The organism is Actinomadura sp. NPDC049382, from assembly GCF_040677125.1.
Lineage (GTDB): Bacteria > Actinomycetota > Actinomycetes > Streptosporangiales > Streptosporangiaceae > Spirillospora > Spirillospora geliboluensis.
The window spans coordinates 1-18048 of the sequence record NZ_JBFARO010000056.1; the positions used below are offsets into that span (position 1 = coordinate 1).

Below are 18048 nucleotides of genomic sequence, written 5' to 3' on the forward strand. Positions count from 1 at the left end.
GACGTGTGGTTCTCCCCCCGAAGAACGTGGGCGCTTCACCCACTGATCACTTGCTCCCCAGCAAGATCACTTTCCACACCTGAGGGAATACCCCCCGCGTAGTCGCTAAGTCCGGACATCCGGTCAAGGATCAGTCGGCTGCCAAGGACTCTCCGCACCTGACGCCTTTGGGCGGTGCTCGCCTTGACTCTTCTGGTGGTGGTGTTAGGGGCCGGCGGTTTGGCGGCGGCTTCTGGGTGTGGTTGGTCGGGTGCGGCGGGGGCGTGGGTGGGCGTGGTGTGTGGTGGTGGTCCAGAGTTTGGTGGCGGGTGGTGTTTGGGGGGTGGGTGGTGGGGTGTCGGGTGGGAGGAGGCGGTAGCGGTAGCGTCCGGTCGGGTCTTTGGTGATGGTGATCTGGTGCGGGTGGGTGTGCTTGAAGCGGTTGTGCCAGCCGCAGGTGAGGGCGAGCTTGTCGATGTCGGTGGGGCTTCGTCCGAGGGCCCAGCCGTGGACGTGGTCGACCTCGCACAGTGTCCCGGGTACTTCGCAGTCCTGAACGGCGCAGGTGGAGTACAGGGTTTCCAGGACCTGGCGTTGTGGGGCGGTGGCGAACCGGACTCGATGGCCCAGGTAGAGCGGGGTGTTGCCGCCGCCGAGCAGGAGGGGTGAGACTCCGGCTGCAAGTGCGATGCGGCGGGCTTGGGCGGCGGGGATGGGGGTTCCGTCGGTGAGGCGGGCGGGGGCTTGGCCGCCGGTGAGGGTGTCCAGGTCGCAGATGACGGTGACCTTGGTGGCCTTGTGCCCGCCCGACAGGACGGTGGTGAGTGCGGCGGCGGTGCGTTCGGACAGGTCGCGGTGGTCGTCGGTTCCTGCGGGTTTGGCCAGCGGCCCGAGCGTGCCGTCCCAGATGGCTGCGTCTTCGGCGTTCAGCCAGCCCTTGATGTAGCGGCCACCGTCCAGCGAACGCGTCGAATCGATCCACGACCGCTCATAACCGCGTTGGGCGTCCTCGGGTGCCTGTTCGGAGCCGTCGCGTTCGGCGATGACATCACGGATCCGCTTACCAAAGGAGGCGACCTTCCCGGCGGAGAAGCCCTGGTCGACCATGCCCAACAAGATGTCTTCGGCTTTACCGCAGTCATCGTCGTCGAGTCGGGCAGTCGCGTCGGCGATGGTGGCGGCATACCCGGCCGACAGGTCACCGGCGGCCCACCGCTCGGTCATCTCGGGCAGGCGGTGGCGGTGCCGGGCCAGGGTGAGACGTTCCTTGGCGCGGGACTCGCGCATGCCCAGCCGGGACCGCAGCCAGGAGCGGGTGGAGGGGTATCCCCACCGCTGCACTTCGCGGGACCGGTCGACGGTGCCGATCAATTCCGACAGGGCGGCTTCATGCAGGTCGGTGGCGGTGGCGAGGGTTTCGGTGAGTTCCATGCACGCCGCTGCTGATTCGGGGGCGGGGCGGGAGGCGAGTTCGGTGGCGATCGAGGCGGCCGCGTGCACCAGTTGGCTGGTGGACATCGACGCGGTATCGATCTCACTCGAACACATAACTCCATGTTATCGAACAGTCACGCTATCGTACAGTCGTTCCGGAAAATAATTTGTCCGTCTTGGAGGCTGGCCGCGTTGCGGGATATTTCACCCCTTCCGGGCACAGAAAGGGAAACCCGGTCACCTAGCCGAAGTTCTCGGGGGCCGTAGGCCCCCGGGGACAGCAACCATGCACAGACCAGCAGCCGAATCACCACACCCCTGCCAGCGAGCCCAGCCGAAGTGACTCCAGCCCACAGCGACCGAAGCGTCCGCGCCGACCTGTCAGAGGCCACCGCGACCGGGCACCCACAGAAACCACACTAATCCGGCAAAAGACCGCCGCAACCTTGAGCAACAACAGAACACTCGCTAGAGAGCTTGAACGACGGGTGTTATCAATCGGCCGGTAGGTGGGTCCACTGGAGCGTCCCAGGCGTGTGTTGATCAAGTTTGCGGGTCGGTTGATGCACTCGCCCACACGCCCAGCAAGGCGAAGACTACGAGGTACTGGTTTTCTTCGACGGCGCTGGCGGTGGTGAGTGCTCGTGGTGCTTCTGCTGTGAGCCGTGCTCGGGGAGCGTGGTGTCTGGGACTGGACTGCAAGGCGCCCGAAGGCGGACACCTCGTCCTCTTCTGCGAGGGGTTCGCTCAGTTCATCGGACGTGTGGGAGCGGGGGGAGTTCGACGTCCAGAGGTACGGGCGAGGGCGTGACGAGCCTGTCGGCTCGGGCAAGCAGCTCATCAGGAGAGTTGAGAGGGTGACCGTGTGCGGAACGGCCGTCACCGCACTGCGTTGGCCGTTCGGAGCAGCGGGGCCGTGAGGAGCCTTGATCGTCCGTTGTGGTCTGGACGAAGAGGTTGCGGAGGAGCGCGACGTCCTGCCCCCCACTTTCACTTTATATCAGAAACCCGTTCCTCATGAGACGCGAAAAAATGGCTCATACTGCCGTCGTTGCGAGTCGGCTCGACGGACGATGGGGGCAGCGGAATTGGCTGACGTGCTGGGTTTCGAGCAAATCGACGCTACGAATGTCGCGGACGTCGGCGGTAAGGGGGCGAACCTCGGGGAGCTCTCGCGGATCGACGGCGTGCAGGTGCCGGACGGCTTCTGCGTCACCGTGGACGCCTTTCAGCGGGTCGTGGCCGAGGCGCCCGCGGTCAGCGCTCAACTCGACCTGCTGGCGCGCGTGGATCCGGACGACGGTGCGGCGGTCCGCGACCTCAGCGCCGAGGTACGCCGGGCCGTCGAGGAACTCGCGATGCCGGACGATCTCGTGGCGGCGGTCGGTGGAGCACTCGCCCGGCTCGGGGAGCGGGGCGCCTATGCGGTGCGTTCCAGCGCTACCGCCGAGGATCTGCCTACGGCGTCCTTCGCCGGGCAGCAGGACTCCTACCTGAACGTCGTGGGCGCGGACGCGGTTCTGCGCCACGTCCGGCGCTGCTGGGCCTCGCTGTTCACCGAGCGGGCGGTCGCCTACCGGCACCGCAACGGGTTCGACCACCGGAAGGTGCGGATGGCCGTGGTCGTCCAGCGGATGGTGTTCCCGGACGCCGCCGGGGTCCTGTTCACCGCCGACCCCGTGACCTCGAACCGGAAGGTCGCCACCGTGGAGGCCGGTTGGGGGCTCGGTGAGGCGCTCGTGTCAGGACTGGTCGCCGCAGACGTCTACGCGGTGCGCGATGACCAGGTGCTCACTGCAGCGGTCGTTGCCAAGGCGCGTTCTGTTCGGGCGGCGCCGGGCGGCGGCACCGAGGACGTGCCGGTCGAGTCGCAGCGGCAGAGGCAGGCGGCGTTGACGGACGCGCAAGTCGTGCGCCTGGTGCGGCTGGGCCGGCGGATCGAGGCGCACTTCGGGCGGCCGCAGGACATCGAATGGTGCCTGGTCGGCGACGACTTCCACATTGTCCAGAGCCGTCCGATCACCACTCTGTTCCCCATTCCCGAGGCCGATGACCAGGAGAACCACGCCTATCTCTCCGTCGGCCACCAGCAGATGATGACCGACGCGATGAAGCCGCTGGGGCTCTCGATGTGGCAGCTGACGACGCCTCGACCGATGCATGAGGCGGGTGGACGACTGTTCGTCGATGTGGCCCCACTCCTGGCCTCGCCCGCAGCGCGCGCGAACCTTCTGGAGACCGCGGGGAAAGCCGATCCGTTGATGCGGGACGCGCTACAGGTCGTCCTCGACCGTCCTGATTTCCTTCCCCCGGTTTCGGACGAGGGGTTCGGCGGGCGTCCTAGTGGCCGTCCGGCACCCGTCCCGATGGAGACCGATCCGGGCATCGTCACTGAGCTGATCCGCGAGAGTGAGGCGTCCGTCGCTGCGCTGCGGCGCGAGATCCGGGAGCTGTCCGGGACGGAGCTGCTCGACTTCATCCTCGGCGACATCGCGGAGGTGAAGCGCATTCTGTTCGCCCCGCGCAGTCACCAGGCGATCATGGCCGGGATGGAGGCGGCCTGGTGGCTCAACGAGCACATGGAGGCGTGGCTCGGCGAGAAGAACGCGGCTGATGCGCTGACGTTGTCCGTCCCGCACAACGTGACGTCGGAGATGGGGCTGGCGCTCCTCGATGTCGCGGACGTGATCCGCCCGCACGCGGACGTCGTCGCATTCCTGCAACGCGTCGCGGACGAGGGCCGGGACGGCGACGGTTTCCTGAGCGAACTGGCCGACATGCCCGGCGGACGCGAGGCACGGGAAGCCATCCAGAGCTACCTCGACGCCTACGGCATGCGCTGCGCGGGCGAGATCGACATCACCAGGACGCGCTGGAGCGAGCAGCCCGCCATGCTCGTCCCCGCCCTCCTCGGCAACGTCAAGAACTTCGGGCCGGGTGCCGGAAGGCAGCGCTTCGCTGAAGGCCGCGAGGAGGCGCAGCGGAAAGAACGGGAACTGTTGACGCGGTTGCGCGCCCTAGACGACGACGGGGAGCAGAAGGCCGAGGAGACCAAGCGGATGATCGACCGTGTCCGCACCTTCGCCGGATACCGGGAGTACCCCAAGTACGGCATGGTCAGCCGCTACTTCGTCTACAAGCAGGCATTGCTGCGGGAAGCCGATCGCCTCGTCCGGTCCGGCATTCTGCGCCAGAAGGACGACATCTTCTTCCTCCGTTTCCAGGAGTTGCAGGAGGTTGTACGAACGGGCAGCGCCGACGCCGAACTCATCGCAGAAAGGCGACGAGCGTTCCGGTCGTACGAGGCCCTCACCCCACCACGCGTCATCACATCGGACGGCGAGGCCATCACCGGCCAGTACCAGCCGGACAACGCCCCGCCCGGCGCGCTGGTCGGCCTCCCGGTCTCGGCCGGCATCGTCGAGGGCCGCGCCCGCGTCGTCCTGGACATGGCACAAGCCGACCTCGAAGCGGGCGACATCCTCGTCACCGCCTATACGGACCCCAGCTGGACGCCCCTGTTCGTCGCGGCCGCCGGCCTGGTGACGGAGGTGGGCGGCCTCATGACGCACGGCGCGGTGGTCGCGCGGGAGTACGGCCTGCCGGCCGTCGTGGGCGTGGAGCAGGCCACCCGGCTGATCCGGGACGGGCAGCAGATCCGTATCCACGGAACCGATGGGTACGTCCAGATTCTCCACTGATCCACCCCGCCGGGGCCGATGAGTCCGCCGGTGCCCGCGGGTCTACCTCCTGACCGAGAAGACCAACGCGTTGGAGGAAGATATGGGCGTCATCCAGATCGAGATGTTCGCGACCCTCGACCTCGTCGGGCAGTCGCCCGGCGCTCCCGACGAGGACCCGCTCGGGTTCCCGTTCGGCGGCTGGCAGGCGCCCCTGCTGGACGAGGTCTCCGGAGCGCAGGTCGGCGCCGCCTACGAGGGCACGGACGCCCTCCTGCTCGGCCGGCGGACGTACGACATCTTCGCCGCCTACTGGCCGAACTACGAGGGCGACGAGGACAACGAGATCGCCACGCTCTTCAACAGCGTCCCGAAGTACGTCGCCTCCCGCGGCAAGCCCGACCTGTCGTGGGCCGGATCCGAGCAGCTCGGCCCCGACCTGGCCGATGCCGTGCGCGAGATCCGCGACCGGCACGAGCACGTCAAGGTCGTCGGCAGCCTGAACCTGGTGCAGACGCTCCTGCGCGAGAAGCTCTTCGACCGGCTCGACCTGTGGGTGCACCCGATCGTCCTCGGCGTCGGGAAGAAGGTGTTCGACGGCGGCGCGGTGCCCTCGAACCTCACGCTCCTCGAACCGCCGGCGGCCAGCCCGAAGGGCACCGTGTACCTGCGCTACGGGCTCGCCGACGGCATCCCGGGGACGGGCGACATGAGCGCGCCCGACCGCGGCGTCTGACGCGAAGGCGGCGTCCCGCGGGGTGTCGTCAAGTACACCACCGGCTCGGGGCCTTGGCCCAGTGCCGGGATGCGCGCCCGCCGGAAGGCTTGATCACGTCAACGGACGGCCTTCCAGGAGGAATTCATGTCGCGCATCCCCCGATTCGCCGCGCTCGCCACGGCGTCCGCTCTGGTCGCCGGGGTCGGGGCCGGGCTCGCACCGGCCGCGTACGCCGCCGCCCCCGGCCCTGGCCCCGCAAACCCCGCCAACCCCGCCACCACCCACGGCAATGGGAAGGGTAAGGGCAACCAGCTCGACCGGAAGGTGCGGGAGCAGGCGGCGAAGCTGGTCGCGGACGGGGCGCCCGGCGTCATCGTCATGACGCGGCGCGGCGGCCGGGTGTCGCACGTGACCGCCGGGGTGGCGGACAAGGCGACCGGCGCCCCGATGGACCACCGGCTCCAGTTCCGCATCGCCAGCGTGACCAAGTCGTTCACCTCGACGGTCGTGCTGCAGCTCGCCGCCGAGCGCCGCCTGTCGCTGGACGACACCGTGGACGACTGGCTCCCCGGCCTGCTCGGCGCGAACGGCAACGACGGGTCGAAGATCACCGTCCGGCAGCTGCTCGCGCAGACCAGCGGGCTGAACGACTACACGCCCGACCCCCGGGTGATGTCCGACCCGGCCCGGTCCTGGACGCCCGAGGAGCTGATCGCGATCGCGACGGAGAAGCCGCCGCTGTACGCGCCGGGCACGGACTGGAACTACTCCAACACCAACTACATCCTCGCCGGAATGATCATCAAGAAGGCGACCGGGCGGCCGGTGGGCGCGGAGCTGCAGCGGCGGATCTTCACGCCGCTGCGGCTCCGGCACACCTTCTACCCGACGACCGACCCCGGCTTCCGCGGCCCGTACGTCCACGGCTACTACTACGACTACGGCGACGTGAGCACGCTGGTGAGCCCATCCAGCGCCCGGACGTCCGGCGGCATCGTCAGCACGGTGGACGACGTGGCGCGCTTCCACCGGGCGCTGTTCACCGGGCGGCTGCTGCCGGCGAAGCAGATGCGCGAGCTGCGGACGGTCCGTCCCGTCGACGACGACGGCGTGGTGGAGGACTACGGGCTCGGCGTCGCCCGCATCAAGTTCTCCTGCGGGTACGCGTGGGGCCACGACGGCGGCTTCCCCGGCTACCGCACCTGGACCTACACCAGCGCCGACGGCGGCCGCCAGGCGATCATCACCTACAACGAGTCGAAGCTGGAGCACGACACGGCCTTCCGGGCGGACCTCGCCAAGGCCGCCGACACGGCTGTCTGCGCCTGAACGAAGGCACCCGGTTATAAGCGGGTGAGCAGTGGCCGCAGGGTTTTGTTCTTCCGCACTACAGAACAGCGACGGGGGCGGTGCGTACCGTCGGGGCGTCCAGCAGCACAGCCGGGCAGACGGAGGTGTGCCGATGACCAGAACCCTCGCATCCGGAGGTGCCGACGAGCGGCAGGGTGACGGCGAGCGGCAGGGTGACGGCGAGCGGCAGGGTGACGGCGAGCGGCAGGGTGACGGCGAGCGGCAGGGTGACGGCGAGCGGCGAGGTGACGGCGAGCGGCGGGGCGCTCGCGAGGGGCGGGGCGCCGGCGCGCGGCCCGTGCTCCTCCCGCCGCGCCTCGCCGGGCTGATGCGGCCGGAGCTGCCGAGCCTCGCCGAGGAGATCGTCACCGAGATCCGCCGCGCCATCCCGGAGTACGCCCGGCCGCTCGACGGCCCCTACGGGCACGTGCTGCGGCTCAGCGTCGAGCACAACCTGGCCGCGTTCGTCGACCGGATCGCCGCCCCGCACGGCGCGCCGGCCGACGACGACTCCGCGGCGACCGCGCGGATGCTCGGCCAGTACGAGGCGCACGAGGGCCGCGACCTGGACTCCCTCCAGGCCGCATACCGCATCGGCGGGCAGGTCGCCTGGCGCCGCGTCATGCGGGTCGCGCCCCGGCACGACATCTCCGCAGCCGTCATGTCCCGGCTCGCCGACGCCCTCTTCGTCTACCTGGACGAGCTGGCGGAGCTGTCGCTCGACGGGTACCGGCAGGCCAGGGCCCGTCCGATCCCGGCGCTGGACGAGCGGCGCCGCCGCCTGCTGCGCCTGCTCCTGGACGGCCCCGAGGCGGAGATCGCGGAGTCGGCCGAGGCCGCCGGGTGGCCCGTCCCGGACGAGGTCACGCTCGTCGCCGTCGAACCGGACGCCCGCTGCGCGTGGGCGGCGCTGGACGAGGACGTCCTCGCCGACCTGGAGTGCGCCGCCCCGCACCTGCTCCTGCCGGGCCCGTTCACGCCGGAGCGGCGCCGCATGCTGGACGAGGCGCTGCCCGGCCGCCTGATCGCGGTCGGCGTGACAATGCCGACCGGGCAGGCCGCCGACTCGCTGCGCTGGGCCAGGCGGGCGCTCGGGCTCGCGCTCGGCGGTGTCCTCGACGGCCCGGTGGTCCGGTGCGAGGAGCACCTCGTGACGCTGTGGCTGCTGTCGGACCCGGCGCTGGTGGACGAGCTGGCCCGGCGCCGCCTCGGCGTCCTGGACGGCATGACGCCCGGCCAGCGGGACCGGCTGACCGAGACCCTGCGGACCTGGCTCGTCACCCGCGGCACCGCCGCCGAGATGGCCGCGATCCTGCACATCCACCCGCAGACCGTCCGGTACCGGATGCGCAAGATCGAGCAGACCTTCGGCGCCGAACTGGCCGACCCGGAGGCCCGGTTCGGCATCGAGGCCGTGCTGCGCGCCGCCCACCTGCGGGCCCGCGCCGGGCGGGCCGGGACGGGCATCGGCACCGACACCGGCACACGGCGTCCACATCCGTCTGCCATCATCCCCAGGTGACTCCGACAAAGCGGACATCGATCCTGCTGCTCGCGGCGGCGGCGGTGCTGGCCGGCGCGGCGGGCTGCGGCACCGAGACCGCGCCCGCCGCCCTCCCGTCCGAGCCGTATCCCGTGCTGCCGTCGAAGCCGGCGACGCCGACGCCGATCCCGCTGGAGCGGAACACGCCCGCCCCGCCGGTCTGCACGCCGGAGGGCATCAGCATCGGGATGGAGGAGCCGGAGGCGGCGATGGGCCTGCGCGCCGCGACCATCCGGCTCCGCAACTGCGGCGACCGCCCGTACCGGCTGAACGGCTACCCGTCCGTGCGCGTCCTCGACAAGGACCGGCAGCCGTTCGACGTGGAGATCGTGCGCGGCACGACGCAGGTCGAGGACCCGGGGCCGAAGCCGCTGACGATCCGTCCGGGCGGGTCGGCCGTCTTCGGGATCGTCTGGCGGAACCTCGTCACCGACCCGACGACGACCGCGGTGGCGGGCACGTACCTGGAGGTCCGGCCCGCGCCGGGACGGCCGGTCGTCATCGTGGAGTCCGACGGGCCCCTCGACCTCGGCAACACCGGACGCCTGGAGGAGACCGCCTGGCGCCTCCCCCGCCCCTGACCCGGCTCAGCGGGGCGGCGCCTGAACCTTGCCGATGCCGAGCGTGTTCTCCGCGGGCATCAGGCCGGTCTCCAGGACCTTGACCAGGATCGGCATCGTCAGCTGCCCCAGCCGCTCGGCCTTGGCCTCGCCGAGGGCGCGCCAGGGCGCGTAGGCGAGGTCGTCGGTCATCCGCTCGACCGAGTCGCGCAGCTCCCGGCCCCGGTCGGTCGCGGCGCCGTCACCGCTCACGAGGCCGCGGGACGCGAGGCGGTCGCGGGCGGCGGCCCACTCCTCGTCCGTCCAGCCTCGGCTCGCGAACGTCTCCACGGACGCGGCGCCGACCGCGGCGAACGAGACGAGCGACTCGGCAGGGTCGAGCCCGTGGGTGAGGAGCGCGGCGACGTGGCCGTCCCCGCGCTGCTCCCGCAGGATGCCGATCGCGTGCCACAGCGCGAGGTGCGGCTCGTCCGGCCAGGGCAGGTCGGCGTTGGCGGCGGCGATCGGGCGGCCCGCGGTGCCCGCCTCCTCGGCGGCGGCACGGGCCAGCGAGGCGGCCTCGGCGAGGTCCGGGGAGCCGATGGCGTCGCCGAGCAGCGCCCGGTACATGCGGTCGACGGCGCGCACCCGTGCCCGCAGGACGCGCTCGGGCGGCGCGACCGTCCACACCGCGGGGACGTGCTCGGCCACCATGCGCGGGCTGAAGCTGTAGAACGCGGACGCGACCCGCTCCGGACCGGCGGCGCCGAGCGGGGCGGCGCGCCAGGCGAAGTAGCTCGGCCAGCGCGTATCGACCTCGTACCCGAGCTCCGCCGCCTCCGCGAAGACGTCGGGCGAGTACCAGAACAGGGCGTGGACGGCTTCGAGTTGGTGCCACATCTGCCGTGCCAGGCCGGGGTTCTCCGTCATCGGCGCTCCTTCGCTCGGGATCACCACCAGCCTATCTAGACAGTGACAAGATTTCACCGGCCGAGCCGGAACGCGTCCGCCTCAGACCACCGCCCGTCCGTCCCCAACGCCGCCGACCACGCGCCCGACATCCCGCTGACCTGCGTTGACGGCATCCCCGGAGCGACATGTGCCTCCCTCGAATAGGCACCGCTCGACGCTGCCGGATAAGCACCAGATGCCGCGGACTGGCCGTGCGGCACCCCGCGATAGGCCCCCGACGCTGCGGGATGCTCGCCCAACACGGCCGGGTAAGCGCCAGACACTCCGGAGTGTGAGGGCGTGGCGGCGGCGGCGGGGAGGGTGCGGGGGTGGGCGCCGGTGCGGGCCGGTGGGCGTCCCGTCGTGGACGGCGCCGGCGGCGGCACGGTGCGGCGGGTGCGGCGTTCGTGGCGAGGGAAGGCCAGGAGCGCCAGGACGGCCAGGCCGACGCCCGCGACGCGCAGCAGGAACGGTCCCGACTCGTGCGGCCACGGTTCGCCGTACAGCAGCGTGGCCGACAGCAGCAGATGCGTCTTGGCGGTGACCGTGACGACCGTGACGATGATCATGAGGCGGCAGCGCTGTAGGCCGATCGAGAGCAGCCCCAGGCCGAGGAGGCCCGCGAGCAGAAACAGGTATGGGTGCGGCGAGGCCAGCACCCCAGCGCCCCGGCCGTCGGCGAGCATCATCGCCATGCCCTGGCCGAACACCTCGGTGGCGCCGAGCAGGACGCCCGCGCCGAGCCCGTGGGCGATGCCGGTCAGCGGGCGCGCGTGCCGTCCGCTGACGGGGCGGTCGCGCACGCAGAACATCCACAGCGGCAGGACCAGCGACGGCACGAACACCAGGCCCGCCTTCCACAGCGGGAGCGCACCGGCGGCGCCGGCACCGCCCGGACGGTGCAGCGCGTCCGGCAGCGACTCGCCGGCGCCGGGCAGCACCGACAGCGCCGCGGTGATCATCGCGGCCACGGTGATGAGGACCGCGAGCCACTCCCGCGACGTGGGCCGCTCACCGAACCCGCTCATCCCCACCGCGAGGAGCGTGACGAGGCCGAGCCCGTAGGCGGGCAGAGTCGCAACCACGGGCAGCGTGACGAGCGCGAAAGCCGACAGGGCGAACCCCGCCAGCAGCACCGCGACTCCGGCGAGCCAGCGCGGGCTGCGCGCGAGCCGTCCGGCGGCGTGCAGCGGGTGCCGGCCCCCGATCGGGCTCATCCGCCCAGCGGCCGTCTTGAACAGAACGTAGGCGGCGATATAGACGGCCTGCGCGGCGCAGGCGAGGACGACCGCGTACATGGCGCACCTCCGGGACGGACTCGCGTCCTTCACCCCACCCGGCGAAAAACGCTGTCGAAACGGATGGTGACATGAGGAGGGCGTCCGCCGATTCTCGCCGCGAGACGGAGAAAACACCCGATTTGTGCGCCTCGGTGAGTATCGCGGGGCCCGGCTGTCCCGGAAAGGCCAAGATCAATGCATCGGGCGCATTGCCGATCACTCACCGCAGGGGAATGATTGCGGTGCGCTTCCGAGTCAGGTGTGGTGATGCAGTGTCGGTCAGGTTGGAGAGGCTGGGCGAACCGTTCGGCTTCAGCGACGGCGAGGGCGGCCGCCGGGCCCGCCGGGCGGTGCGCGAGCGCGCCGCCAAGCTCATCGCGGACGAGGGGCTTCTCGACGACGTCGAGCTGATGACGGCCGAGGCCGTCGCCAACGCCGTCCTCCACGGTTCCGGGCTCGTCACGGTGACCGTCGCCACCGACGGCCGCGCGCTGCTCGTGGAGGTCGCCGACGACGGCCCCGCCCGCCCCGGCCCGGCGGCGGCCGACCCGCACGTCCGCCGGCGCCTCGACCACGGCCGCGGCCTGACCGTCATCGACGCCCTCGCCGACGAATGGGGGCTGGAGCAGACCCCCGACCGCACCCGCCTCTGGTTCACCCTCAGCGCCTGAACCCAGCTGAGCGCTAGGGCAGGGCTAGGAGGGCAGGACGCTAGGGAGCGGCGTTAAGAGGCAGGGCGTTAAGAGGCAGGGCGTTAGGCGGGCTGGGCTCTTGGAGGGCCGGACGGTAGGCGGGCCGGGCGGTAGGACGGCCGGGCGGTAGGACGGCAGAGCGGTAGGACGGCAGAGCGGTAGGACGGCAGAGCGCTAGGAAAGCAGAGCGCGGCGGACGACCTTGCCTGTGGCGTTGCGGGGGAGCGTGTCCAGGAAGTGGACGTCGCGGGGCACGGCGAAGCGGGCCAGATGCTCCCGGACGTGCGCGCGAACGGCTTCGGCGTCCAGTTCCGCGCCCTCGCGCAGGACGAGGAAGGCGGCGGCGCGCTGCCCGAACTCCTCGTCCGGGACGCCGACGACGGCCACCTCCCTGACCTGCGGCAGCTTCTCCAGCACCTCTTCGATCGCGCCCGGGAAGACGTTCTCGCCGCCGGAGACGATCATGTCGTCGTCGCGGCCGTGCACGAACAGCCGGCCCTGGTCGTCGAGGTGCCCGACGTCGCCGAGGCTCATCAGGCCGTCCCGCATCTCCTTGGTGCCGCCGCCGGTGTAGCCGGCGAACAGCAGCTCGTTGGCGGCGAAGATGCGGCCGGTGGTGCCGGGCGGGACGGGGCGTCCCTCGTCGTCCAGGATCGCGACCCTCGTCCCCGGCGGCGGCGTGCCGGCCGTGTCGGGGTCGGCGCGCAGGTCGGCGGGCGTGGCGATGGTGACCCAGGACGCCTCCGTCGACCCGTAAAGGTTGTAGAGGACGTCGCCGAACGCGTCCATGAACGCGGTGGCGAGCGTCGCGGGTAGGGCCGAGCCGCTGACGGCGGCGATCCGCAGCGAGGACGTGTCGTGCTTGCGCCGCGCCGCCTCCGGGACGTCCAGGACGCGCTGGAGCATGACCGGCACGGCGACGAGCGCGGTCGCACCCGTGAGGTCGATCGTGCGGAGGGTCTGCTCGGGGTCGAACCGGCTCCGCAGGACGATCGTGGCGCGCAGCGAGATCGCGGTCTGGAGCATCGCGTAGCCCCAGGTGTGGAACAGCGGCGCCTCGATGAACATCCGCTCGTGCACCCGGTACGGGATGCGGGACAGGATCGAGGTGAGCGGCGACAGCCCGGGGCGGGAGTGCCGGTCGGCGCCCTTGGGGTGGCCGGTGGTGCCGGAGCTGAGCACGATCGTCCGGCCGGGCTTCGCCGGCGGGTCGACCGGCGCCGCGGGCGCGGTGGCGATGACGTTCTCCAGCTCCGACCCAAGCCCGCCGGCTGTGATGACGTGCACGGTCTTCGGAACGGCCGCGACGAACCCGGCGAACTCGGCGTCGGCGATGACGACCTCGACCCGCTGTTGCCGCAGGACGGTGACGAGCTGCTCGGTGCTCATCCCCGTGTTGAGCAGCACGAGGTCGGAGCCGCGCTTGCTGCACGCGGTGAGCGCCTCGACCATGCCGCGGTGGTTGCGGCACAGCACCGCCACGCGGGGCGAGTCGTTGAACCGGCCGAGCGCTGCGGCGAGCCGGTCGGTGCGGGCGTCCAGCTCGCCGTAGGTCAGCTCCCCGGCGTCGTCGGCGATCGCGACGACGCCGGGGTCGCGGGCGGCCGCGGAGGCGACCGTCCCGCCGAGCAGGGTGCCCCAGCGGCGCAGGGCGTCGAGCTGGCGGACGACCTTCAGCGGCGGCCCGGGGCGCCACAGCCCGCTCCGGGCGAACATGCCGCCCGCGCGCGCGACCGACGCCGCACGGTGCCCGAACTCCGATCGTCCGCTCATCTCCCACCGCCTCCGGTACGGGGATCCGGATTACCGACCGTACGGTTGGCGGCTTTCGTGCACTTCTGACTGAAGTCAGCTCTTCGCGGCGGCGATTGTCAGGTGCCTGACAACGAACCGTCCGCGGCGGCGGTCATCGGGGCGTCCGCCTTGTGCGTCCTGCCCGCCTTCTCCGCCGCGTCCGCCGCGCCCGCCTCGGCGGGCTTCGCGGGCTCGGCCAGGTCGAGGCTGTCGCGCAGCGTGACCGGCTTGAGCAGCGCCGCCGCGATGATCCCGACGACCGCGATGGCGGTGGATACCAGGAAGATGTGCCCGGTGGCGTCGCCGTAGGCGGCCCGGACGATCTCCTTGACCGGTCCCGGCAGCGCCGCGATGTCGAGGTTGCCGGCGTCGCCGCCGCCCGCGGTCGGGTCGACGCCGAGCTGCCGCAGCCCGCCGGCGATCTTGTCGGCGACCTGGTTGGCGAGCACCGCGCCGAGCACCGACACGCCGACCGTCCCGCCGAGGGAGCGGAAGAAGGTGACGGTCCCGCTGGCGGCGCCGATCTCGTTCAGGTGGACGGAGTTCTGCACGACGAGCACGAGGTTCTGCATCGTCATGCCGACCCCGGCGCCGATCAGGAACATCCCGACGCCGAGGTAGACCAGCGAGGTCTCGTGGTCGATGGTCGCCAGCATGCCGAACCCGGCGGTCAGGACGAGCGTCCCGAACACGATGTACGGCTTCACCTTGCCGGTCTTGGTGGCGAGGCGTCCGGCGATGGTGGACGCGCCGAACACGCCGAGCATCATCGGGAAGGTCAGCAGGCCCGCCTTGGTCGGGCTGTAGCCGCGTCCGATCTGGAAGTACTGGCCGAGGAAGACGGCGCCGCCGAACATGGCCATGCCGACCGCGAGGCTCGCGATGATCGCGAGGGCGGTGTTGCGGCGCGCGACGATGTCCAGCGGGACGATCGGCTCGGCCGCCCGCCTCTCGACCCACATGGCGATCGCCAGCAGCACGACGCCGCCGCCCGCCATCGCGGCCGTCTGCCAGGACAGCCAGGCGAAGTTCTCGCCGACGAAGGTGACCCAGATGAGCAGGACGCTGACACCGGCGGCGATCAGCGTCGCCCCCGCGTAGTCGATCTTCACGTCGGGACGCCGCATGACCGGCAGCTTGAGGGTCTTCTGCAGCAGCACGAACGCGACGACGGCGAACGGGACGCCGATGAAGAAGCACCAGCGCCAGCCGAGCGCCGAGTCGACGATCAGCCCGCCGAGCAGCGGCCCGCCGACGGTCGCGACCGCCATCACGCCGCCGAGGTAGCCGTAGTAGCGGCCCCGGTCGCGCGGGCTGATCATGGCGGCCATGATGATCTGGACGAGGATCTGCAGCGCGCCGACGCCGAGCCCCTGCACGGCCCGGAAGAAGATGAGCTGCGCGGTGTTCTGCGCGAACCCGGACGCGGCCGACGCCACGATGAAGATGACGACGCCCGCCTGGAGCAGCGTCTTCTTGTTGTAGAGGTCGGCCAGCTTTCCCCAGATGGGGGTGCTGGCGGTGGACACCAGCAGGGTCGCGGTGACGACCCACGTGTACTGCGACTGGCTGCCCTTGAGCGCACCGATGATCTGCGGCAGCGCGGTGGACACGACGGTGCCGCTGAGCATCGCCACGAACAGCACCAGCAGCAGGCCGCTGAGTGCTTCTAGGACCTGCCGGTGCGTCATCTGCGCAGGTCTGGTCGGGGCAGGAACGGTCAAGAGACGCCTCCGCGAGAAGTTGGGAACGAGGCTTCAACCCCGCCGCCCCGGACTCTTATTCCCAGTGGGCAAATTTTCTCACAGAGCAGCATTTGAAGATGGGTAGGCTGGACGCACCATGGAGAGCACCGGTGGGCTGCGCGAACACAAGGGCGGACTGCGCGAGCGCGAGGGCGGGTCGCCCGAGCGGCAGAGCGGACGCCCCGAGCCCCAGGGCGGATCGTCCGGGCAGCAGGACGGACGCCCCGAGCCCCAGGGAGCGCGGCCTGAGCCGCGCGGCGGGCTCCGCGAGCGCAAGAAGGAGGCGACGCGCCGCGCCCTTCACGAGGCCGCGATGCGCCTCTCCGTCGAGCACGGCCTGGACGAGGTCACCGTCGAGGCCATCGCCGACGCCGCCGGCGTGTCCCGCCGCACCTTCTCCAACTACTTCGGCGGCAAGGAGGAGGCCCTCCTCTACGGCGGCGAGCAGCGGATGCGCGCCCTCCTGGAGACCTTCGCGACACGCCCGGACGACGAGTCGTCCTGGACGGCGCTGCAGGCCACGTGGCGGCTCGTCCACGAGCGGTTCGGCGACCTCGACCCGCAGTGGGCGGCGCAGGTCCGGCTCGCCCGCAACCACCCGTCCGTGCTGGCCCGGCAGCTCGCCCACTACGCCGAGTTCGAGCGGGCCCTCACCGAGCTGATCGCCGCCCGCGACGGCGTCCCGTCCGCCGGCCTGCGCCACCGCGTCATGGCCGGGGCGTTCATGACCGCGCTCCGCGTCGCGTCCGTGACCTGGACCGAGGAGCGCTCCACCCGCTCCCTCGCCGAGGTGGTCGAGGAGTCCCTGGCCGAGATCGCCCGCGAGTACCGCTAACCGGCGCCGGCGCTCTCCGCGAGCTCGGCGGGGTGCAGGTCCCCGGTGAGCAGCCGCCGCGCCCGCGCCCACCGGTCGGGGCCGTCCAGCCAGGCCCGGACGAGCCGCCATCCGTGGTAGTAGGCGTAGAGGTAGGGGTTGCCTCCCGGCACCATGACGAGCGGCATCGCGGCGGCCGCCTCGTCCTCCCCGAGCAGCGCCCAGCGCACCAGATACTCGCGGACCTCGCGTTCCGGCCGCCCCTCGGCGGCCATCAGCGTGGCGTTGGGCCAGACGCCCCACAGCAGGTTCGCCGCGCGGTGCAGGGCGGCGACCTCGCCGGGGTCCCGGCCGAGGACGTTCCGGGAGAGCCATTCCCGGGCCTCGTCCCCGGGGAAGACCAGTTCCTCCGCCGCCAGCCCCAGCCCCTCGCTGAGGACGCCCTGCGGTGAGAGCAGGAACCAGACCCGCCGTTCGAGCCGTCCGGGCAGATGGATCTCCTTGAGCACCGCTTCGGCGATATGCCCCGGATGCCCCTCGTGGGCCACGACGTACAGCAGGTCGGCCAGGTTGAACGGGACATCGCGGTTGATGTGGATGGTGGAGGACCTCCCGCCCGCGTACTCGCCCGCCGCGTGGAACGGCACATCGGACACGAGCCGGCACGTGACGGTCTCGTCCTCGGGCAGCGGGACGATCCGGGAGGTGCGGACCCGGGTCTCGGTGACCGCGCGGTCCACGAGCGCGGGCAGCCGGTCGACGTCGTCGAGCCGGTGGGCGCCGCGCCAGCCCGCCCGGCGAGCGACCCGCCGGGGGTGCCCGGCGGGAGCGCCGCGTCGAGCATCTCGTGCGCCTCGGCGAACACCGCCTCCGGCACCCGCTCCGCCTCGATGCCCAGGCATTCGCGGACGTACTCCGGCAGCGCGGCCGGCGCGCCCGCGAGCCGCCGCGCCACCGCCCGCAACGCCCGCACCTGCCCGGCGAGATGGGCGGCACGGTGGTCGGCGCGGTGGTCAGTGCGGTGGTCAGTGCGGTGGTCAGTGCGGTGGTCAGTGCGGTGGTCAGTGCGGTGGTCAGTGCGGTGGTCAGCGCGCTGGTCGGCATGGCGGTCGGCATCGCGGTCGGCATGGTGGTCAGTGCGGTGGTCGGCACGGTGGTCAGTGCGGTGGCCGGCATCGCGGTCGGCATCGCGGTCGGCGCGGTGGTCAGTGCGGCGGGTGGCGTGGTGAGGGGCGTGGGCGGGTTCGGACGGCAGGGCGTCCAGCAGCGTGTCCGCGTCGTCGGCGAGGCGGGCGGGTGGGACCGGCTCCTCCGCCGCGACCGCCTCCCGCCATCCGGCCGGGCCGCGGTAGACCAGCGCCAGCCCGCTGGTGTTCGGCCCGTCCGCGGCTCGGGCGACCCGCAGCGCCAGCAGCGCGTACGAGCGCAGCCACTCGTCGTCCATGTCGGCCTCCTTCTGTCAGAGGGGGTTCCGCAATCGAGGCCAAGCTAGCCGTACGGTTTTCCGTACACTGCACGGATAGAGGCTG

At 71.5% G+C, this 18048-nt stretch carries 14 protein-coding genes; 8 read left to right on the plus strand and 6 right to left on the minus strand.

Annotation, left to right across the window (positions count from 1 at the left end; all coding sequences use genetic code 11):
- Positions 1-204 precede the first annotated feature (204 nt).
- Positions 205-1527: a DUF222 domain-containing protein gene (locus AB0K34_RS27540; RefSeq protein WP_364551782.1), complete on the minus strand. Its 1323-nt coding sequence runs from the start codon at positions 1525-1527 to the stop codon at positions 205-207.
- Between the two features lie 812 nt (positions 1528-2339).
- Here AB0K34_RS27540 and rph point away from each other — a divergent pair.
- From rph to AB0K34_RS27565, 5 genes are all read left to right on the plus strand, one after another.
- Positions 2340-5114 carry a rifamycin-inactivating phosphotransferase gene (gene rph, locus AB0K34_RS27545; RefSeq protein WP_301176895.1) on the plus strand — a complete coding sequence of 925 codons (2775 nt, stop codon included), beginning with the start codon at positions 2340-2342 and terminating at the stop codon, positions 5112-5114.
- Between the two features lie 82 nt (positions 5115-5196).
- Positions 5197-5829 carry a dihydrofolate reductase family protein gene (locus AB0K34_RS27550; protein ID WP_301176896.1) on the plus strand — a complete coding sequence of 211 codons (633 nt, stop codon included), beginning with the start codon at positions 5197-5199 and terminating at the stop codon, positions 5827-5829.
- A gap of 126 nt (positions 5830-5955) precedes the next feature.
- Positions 5956-7140: a serine hydrolase domain-containing protein gene (locus tag AB0K34_RS27555; RefSeq protein ID WP_364551785.1), complete on the plus strand. Its 1185-nt coding sequence runs from the start codon at positions 5956-5958 to the stop codon at positions 7138-7140.
- Positions 7141-7273: 133 nt separating this feature from the next.
- On the plus strand, positions 7274-8683 hold the full coding sequence (locus AB0K34_RS27560; RefSeq protein WP_364551787.1) for a helix-turn-helix domain-containing protein: 1410 nt from the start codon (positions 7274-7276) through the stop codon (positions 8681-8683).
- The gene (locus tag AB0K34_RS27565) at positions 8680-9285 is read left to right on the plus strand and encodes a DUF4232 domain-containing protein (protein WP_138642013.1); all 606 of its coding nucleotides are present in this window, start codon (positions 8680-8682) and stop codon (positions 9283-9285) included. The genes AB0K34_RS27560 and AB0K34_RS27565 overlap by 4 nt, the downstream gene beginning before the upstream one ends.
- Before the next feature lie 6 nt (positions 9286-9291).
- On the opposite strand, the gene AB0K34_RS27570 is transcribed toward AB0K34_RS27565, so the two are convergent.
- Both AB0K34_RS27570 and AB0K34_RS27575 read right to left on the minus strand, forming a co-directional pair.
- Positions 9292-10173 (minus strand): hypothetical protein, encoded by an 882-nt coding sequence (locus AB0K34_RS27570; RefSeq protein ID WP_138642014.1) that lies wholly within the window; start codon positions 10171-10173, stop codon positions 9292-9294.
- Positions 10174-10226: 53 nt separating this feature from the next.
- Positions 10227-11492 (minus strand): hypothetical protein, encoded by a 1266-nt coding sequence (locus tag AB0K34_RS27575; protein WP_364551790.1) that lies wholly within the window; start codon positions 11490-11492, stop codon positions 10227-10229.
- 254 nt (positions 11493-11746) lie between these two features.
- Here AB0K34_RS27575 and AB0K34_RS27580 point away from each other — a divergent pair, with 254 nt between their 5' ends.
- Complete coding sequence (locus tag AB0K34_RS27580) at positions 11747-12145, plus strand: ATP-binding protein (protein WP_364551792.1); 399 nt, start codon at positions 11747-11749, stop codon at positions 12143-12145.
- Positions 12146-12340: 195 nt separating this feature from the next.
- Here the strand turns inward: AB0K34_RS27580 and AB0K34_RS27585 are convergent, their stop codons facing one another.
- Positions 12341-13939, minus strand: a complete 1599-nt coding sequence (locus tag AB0K34_RS27585) for an AMP-binding protein (RefSeq protein WP_364551795.1) — start codon at positions 13937-13939, stop codon at positions 12341-12343.
- A 98-nt stretch (positions 13940-14037) separates the two neighbouring features.
- Positions 14038-15651 carry an MDR family MFS transporter gene (locus AB0K34_RS27590; RefSeq protein ID WP_364551797.1) on the minus strand — a complete coding sequence of 538 codons (1614 nt, stop codon included), beginning with the start codon at positions 15649-15651 and terminating at the stop codon, positions 14038-14040.
- A gap of 151 nt (positions 15652-15802) precedes the next feature.
- Here AB0K34_RS27590 and AB0K34_RS27595 point away from each other — a divergent pair, with 151 nt between their 5' ends.
- A complete protein-coding gene (locus AB0K34_RS27595) occupies positions 15803-16540 on the plus strand; it encodes a TetR/AcrR family transcriptional regulator (RefSeq protein WP_364551800.1) in 738 nt (245 codons plus the stop codon).
- Here the strand turns inward: AB0K34_RS27595 and AB0K34_RS27600 are convergent.
- Complete coding sequence (locus AB0K34_RS27600; RefSeq protein ID WP_364551803.1) at positions 16537-17259, minus strand: hypothetical protein; 723 nt, start codon at positions 17257-17259, stop codon at positions 16537-16539. The genes AB0K34_RS27595 and AB0K34_RS27600 overlap by 4 nt on opposite strands.
- 107 nt (positions 17260-17366) lie before the next feature.
- On the opposite strand from AB0K34_RS27600, the gene AB0K34_RS27605 reads away from it, so the two are divergent.
- Positions 17367-18011, plus strand: a complete 645-nt coding sequence (locus tag AB0K34_RS27605; protein WP_364551805.1) for a hypothetical protein — start codon at positions 17367-17369, stop codon at positions 18009-18011.
- Positions 18012-18048: the final 37 nt, after the last annotated feature.

What these genes read in the sequence shown, in the direction of transcription:
- AB0K34_RS27595 (WP_364551800.1), top strand. Translation starts at nt 15,803, where the DNA reads ATGGAGAGCACCGGTGGGCTGCGCGAACACAAGGGCGGACTGCGCGAG.
- AB0K34_RS27555 (WP_364551785.1), top strand. Translation starts at nt 5,956, where the DNA reads ATGTCGCGCATCCCCCGATTCGCCGCGCTCGCCACGGCGTCCGCTCTG.
- AB0K34_RS27550 (WP_301176896.1), top strand. Translation starts at nt 5,197, where the DNA reads ATGGGCGTCATCCAGATCGAGATGTTCGCGACCCTCGACCTCGTCGGG.
- AB0K34_RS27590 (WP_364551797.1), bottom strand. Translation starts at nt 15,651, where the DNA reads ATGACGCACCGGCAGGTCCTAGAAGCACTCAGCGGCCTGCTGCTGGTG.
- AB0K34_RS27540 (WP_364551782.1), bottom strand. Translation starts at nt 1,527, where the DNA reads ATGTGTTCGAGTGAGATCGATACCGCGTCGATGTCCACCAGCCAACTG.
- AB0K34_RS27585 (WP_364551795.1), bottom strand. Translation starts at nt 13,939, where the DNA reads ATGAGCGGACGATCGGAGTTCGGGCACCGTGCGGCGTCGGTCGCGCGC.
- AB0K34_RS27570 (WP_138642014.1), bottom strand. Translation starts at nt 10,173, where the DNA reads ATGACGGAGAACCCCGGCCTGGCACGGCAGATGTGGCACCAACTCGAA.
- AB0K34_RS27575 (WP_364551790.1), bottom strand. Translation starts at nt 11,492, where the DNA reads ATGTACGCGGTCGTCCTCGCCTGCGCCGCGCAGGCCGTCTATATCGCC.
- AB0K34_RS27560 (WP_364551787.1), top strand. Translation starts at nt 7,274, where the DNA reads ATGACCAGAACCCTCGCATCCGGAGGTGCCGACGAGCGGCAGGGTGAC.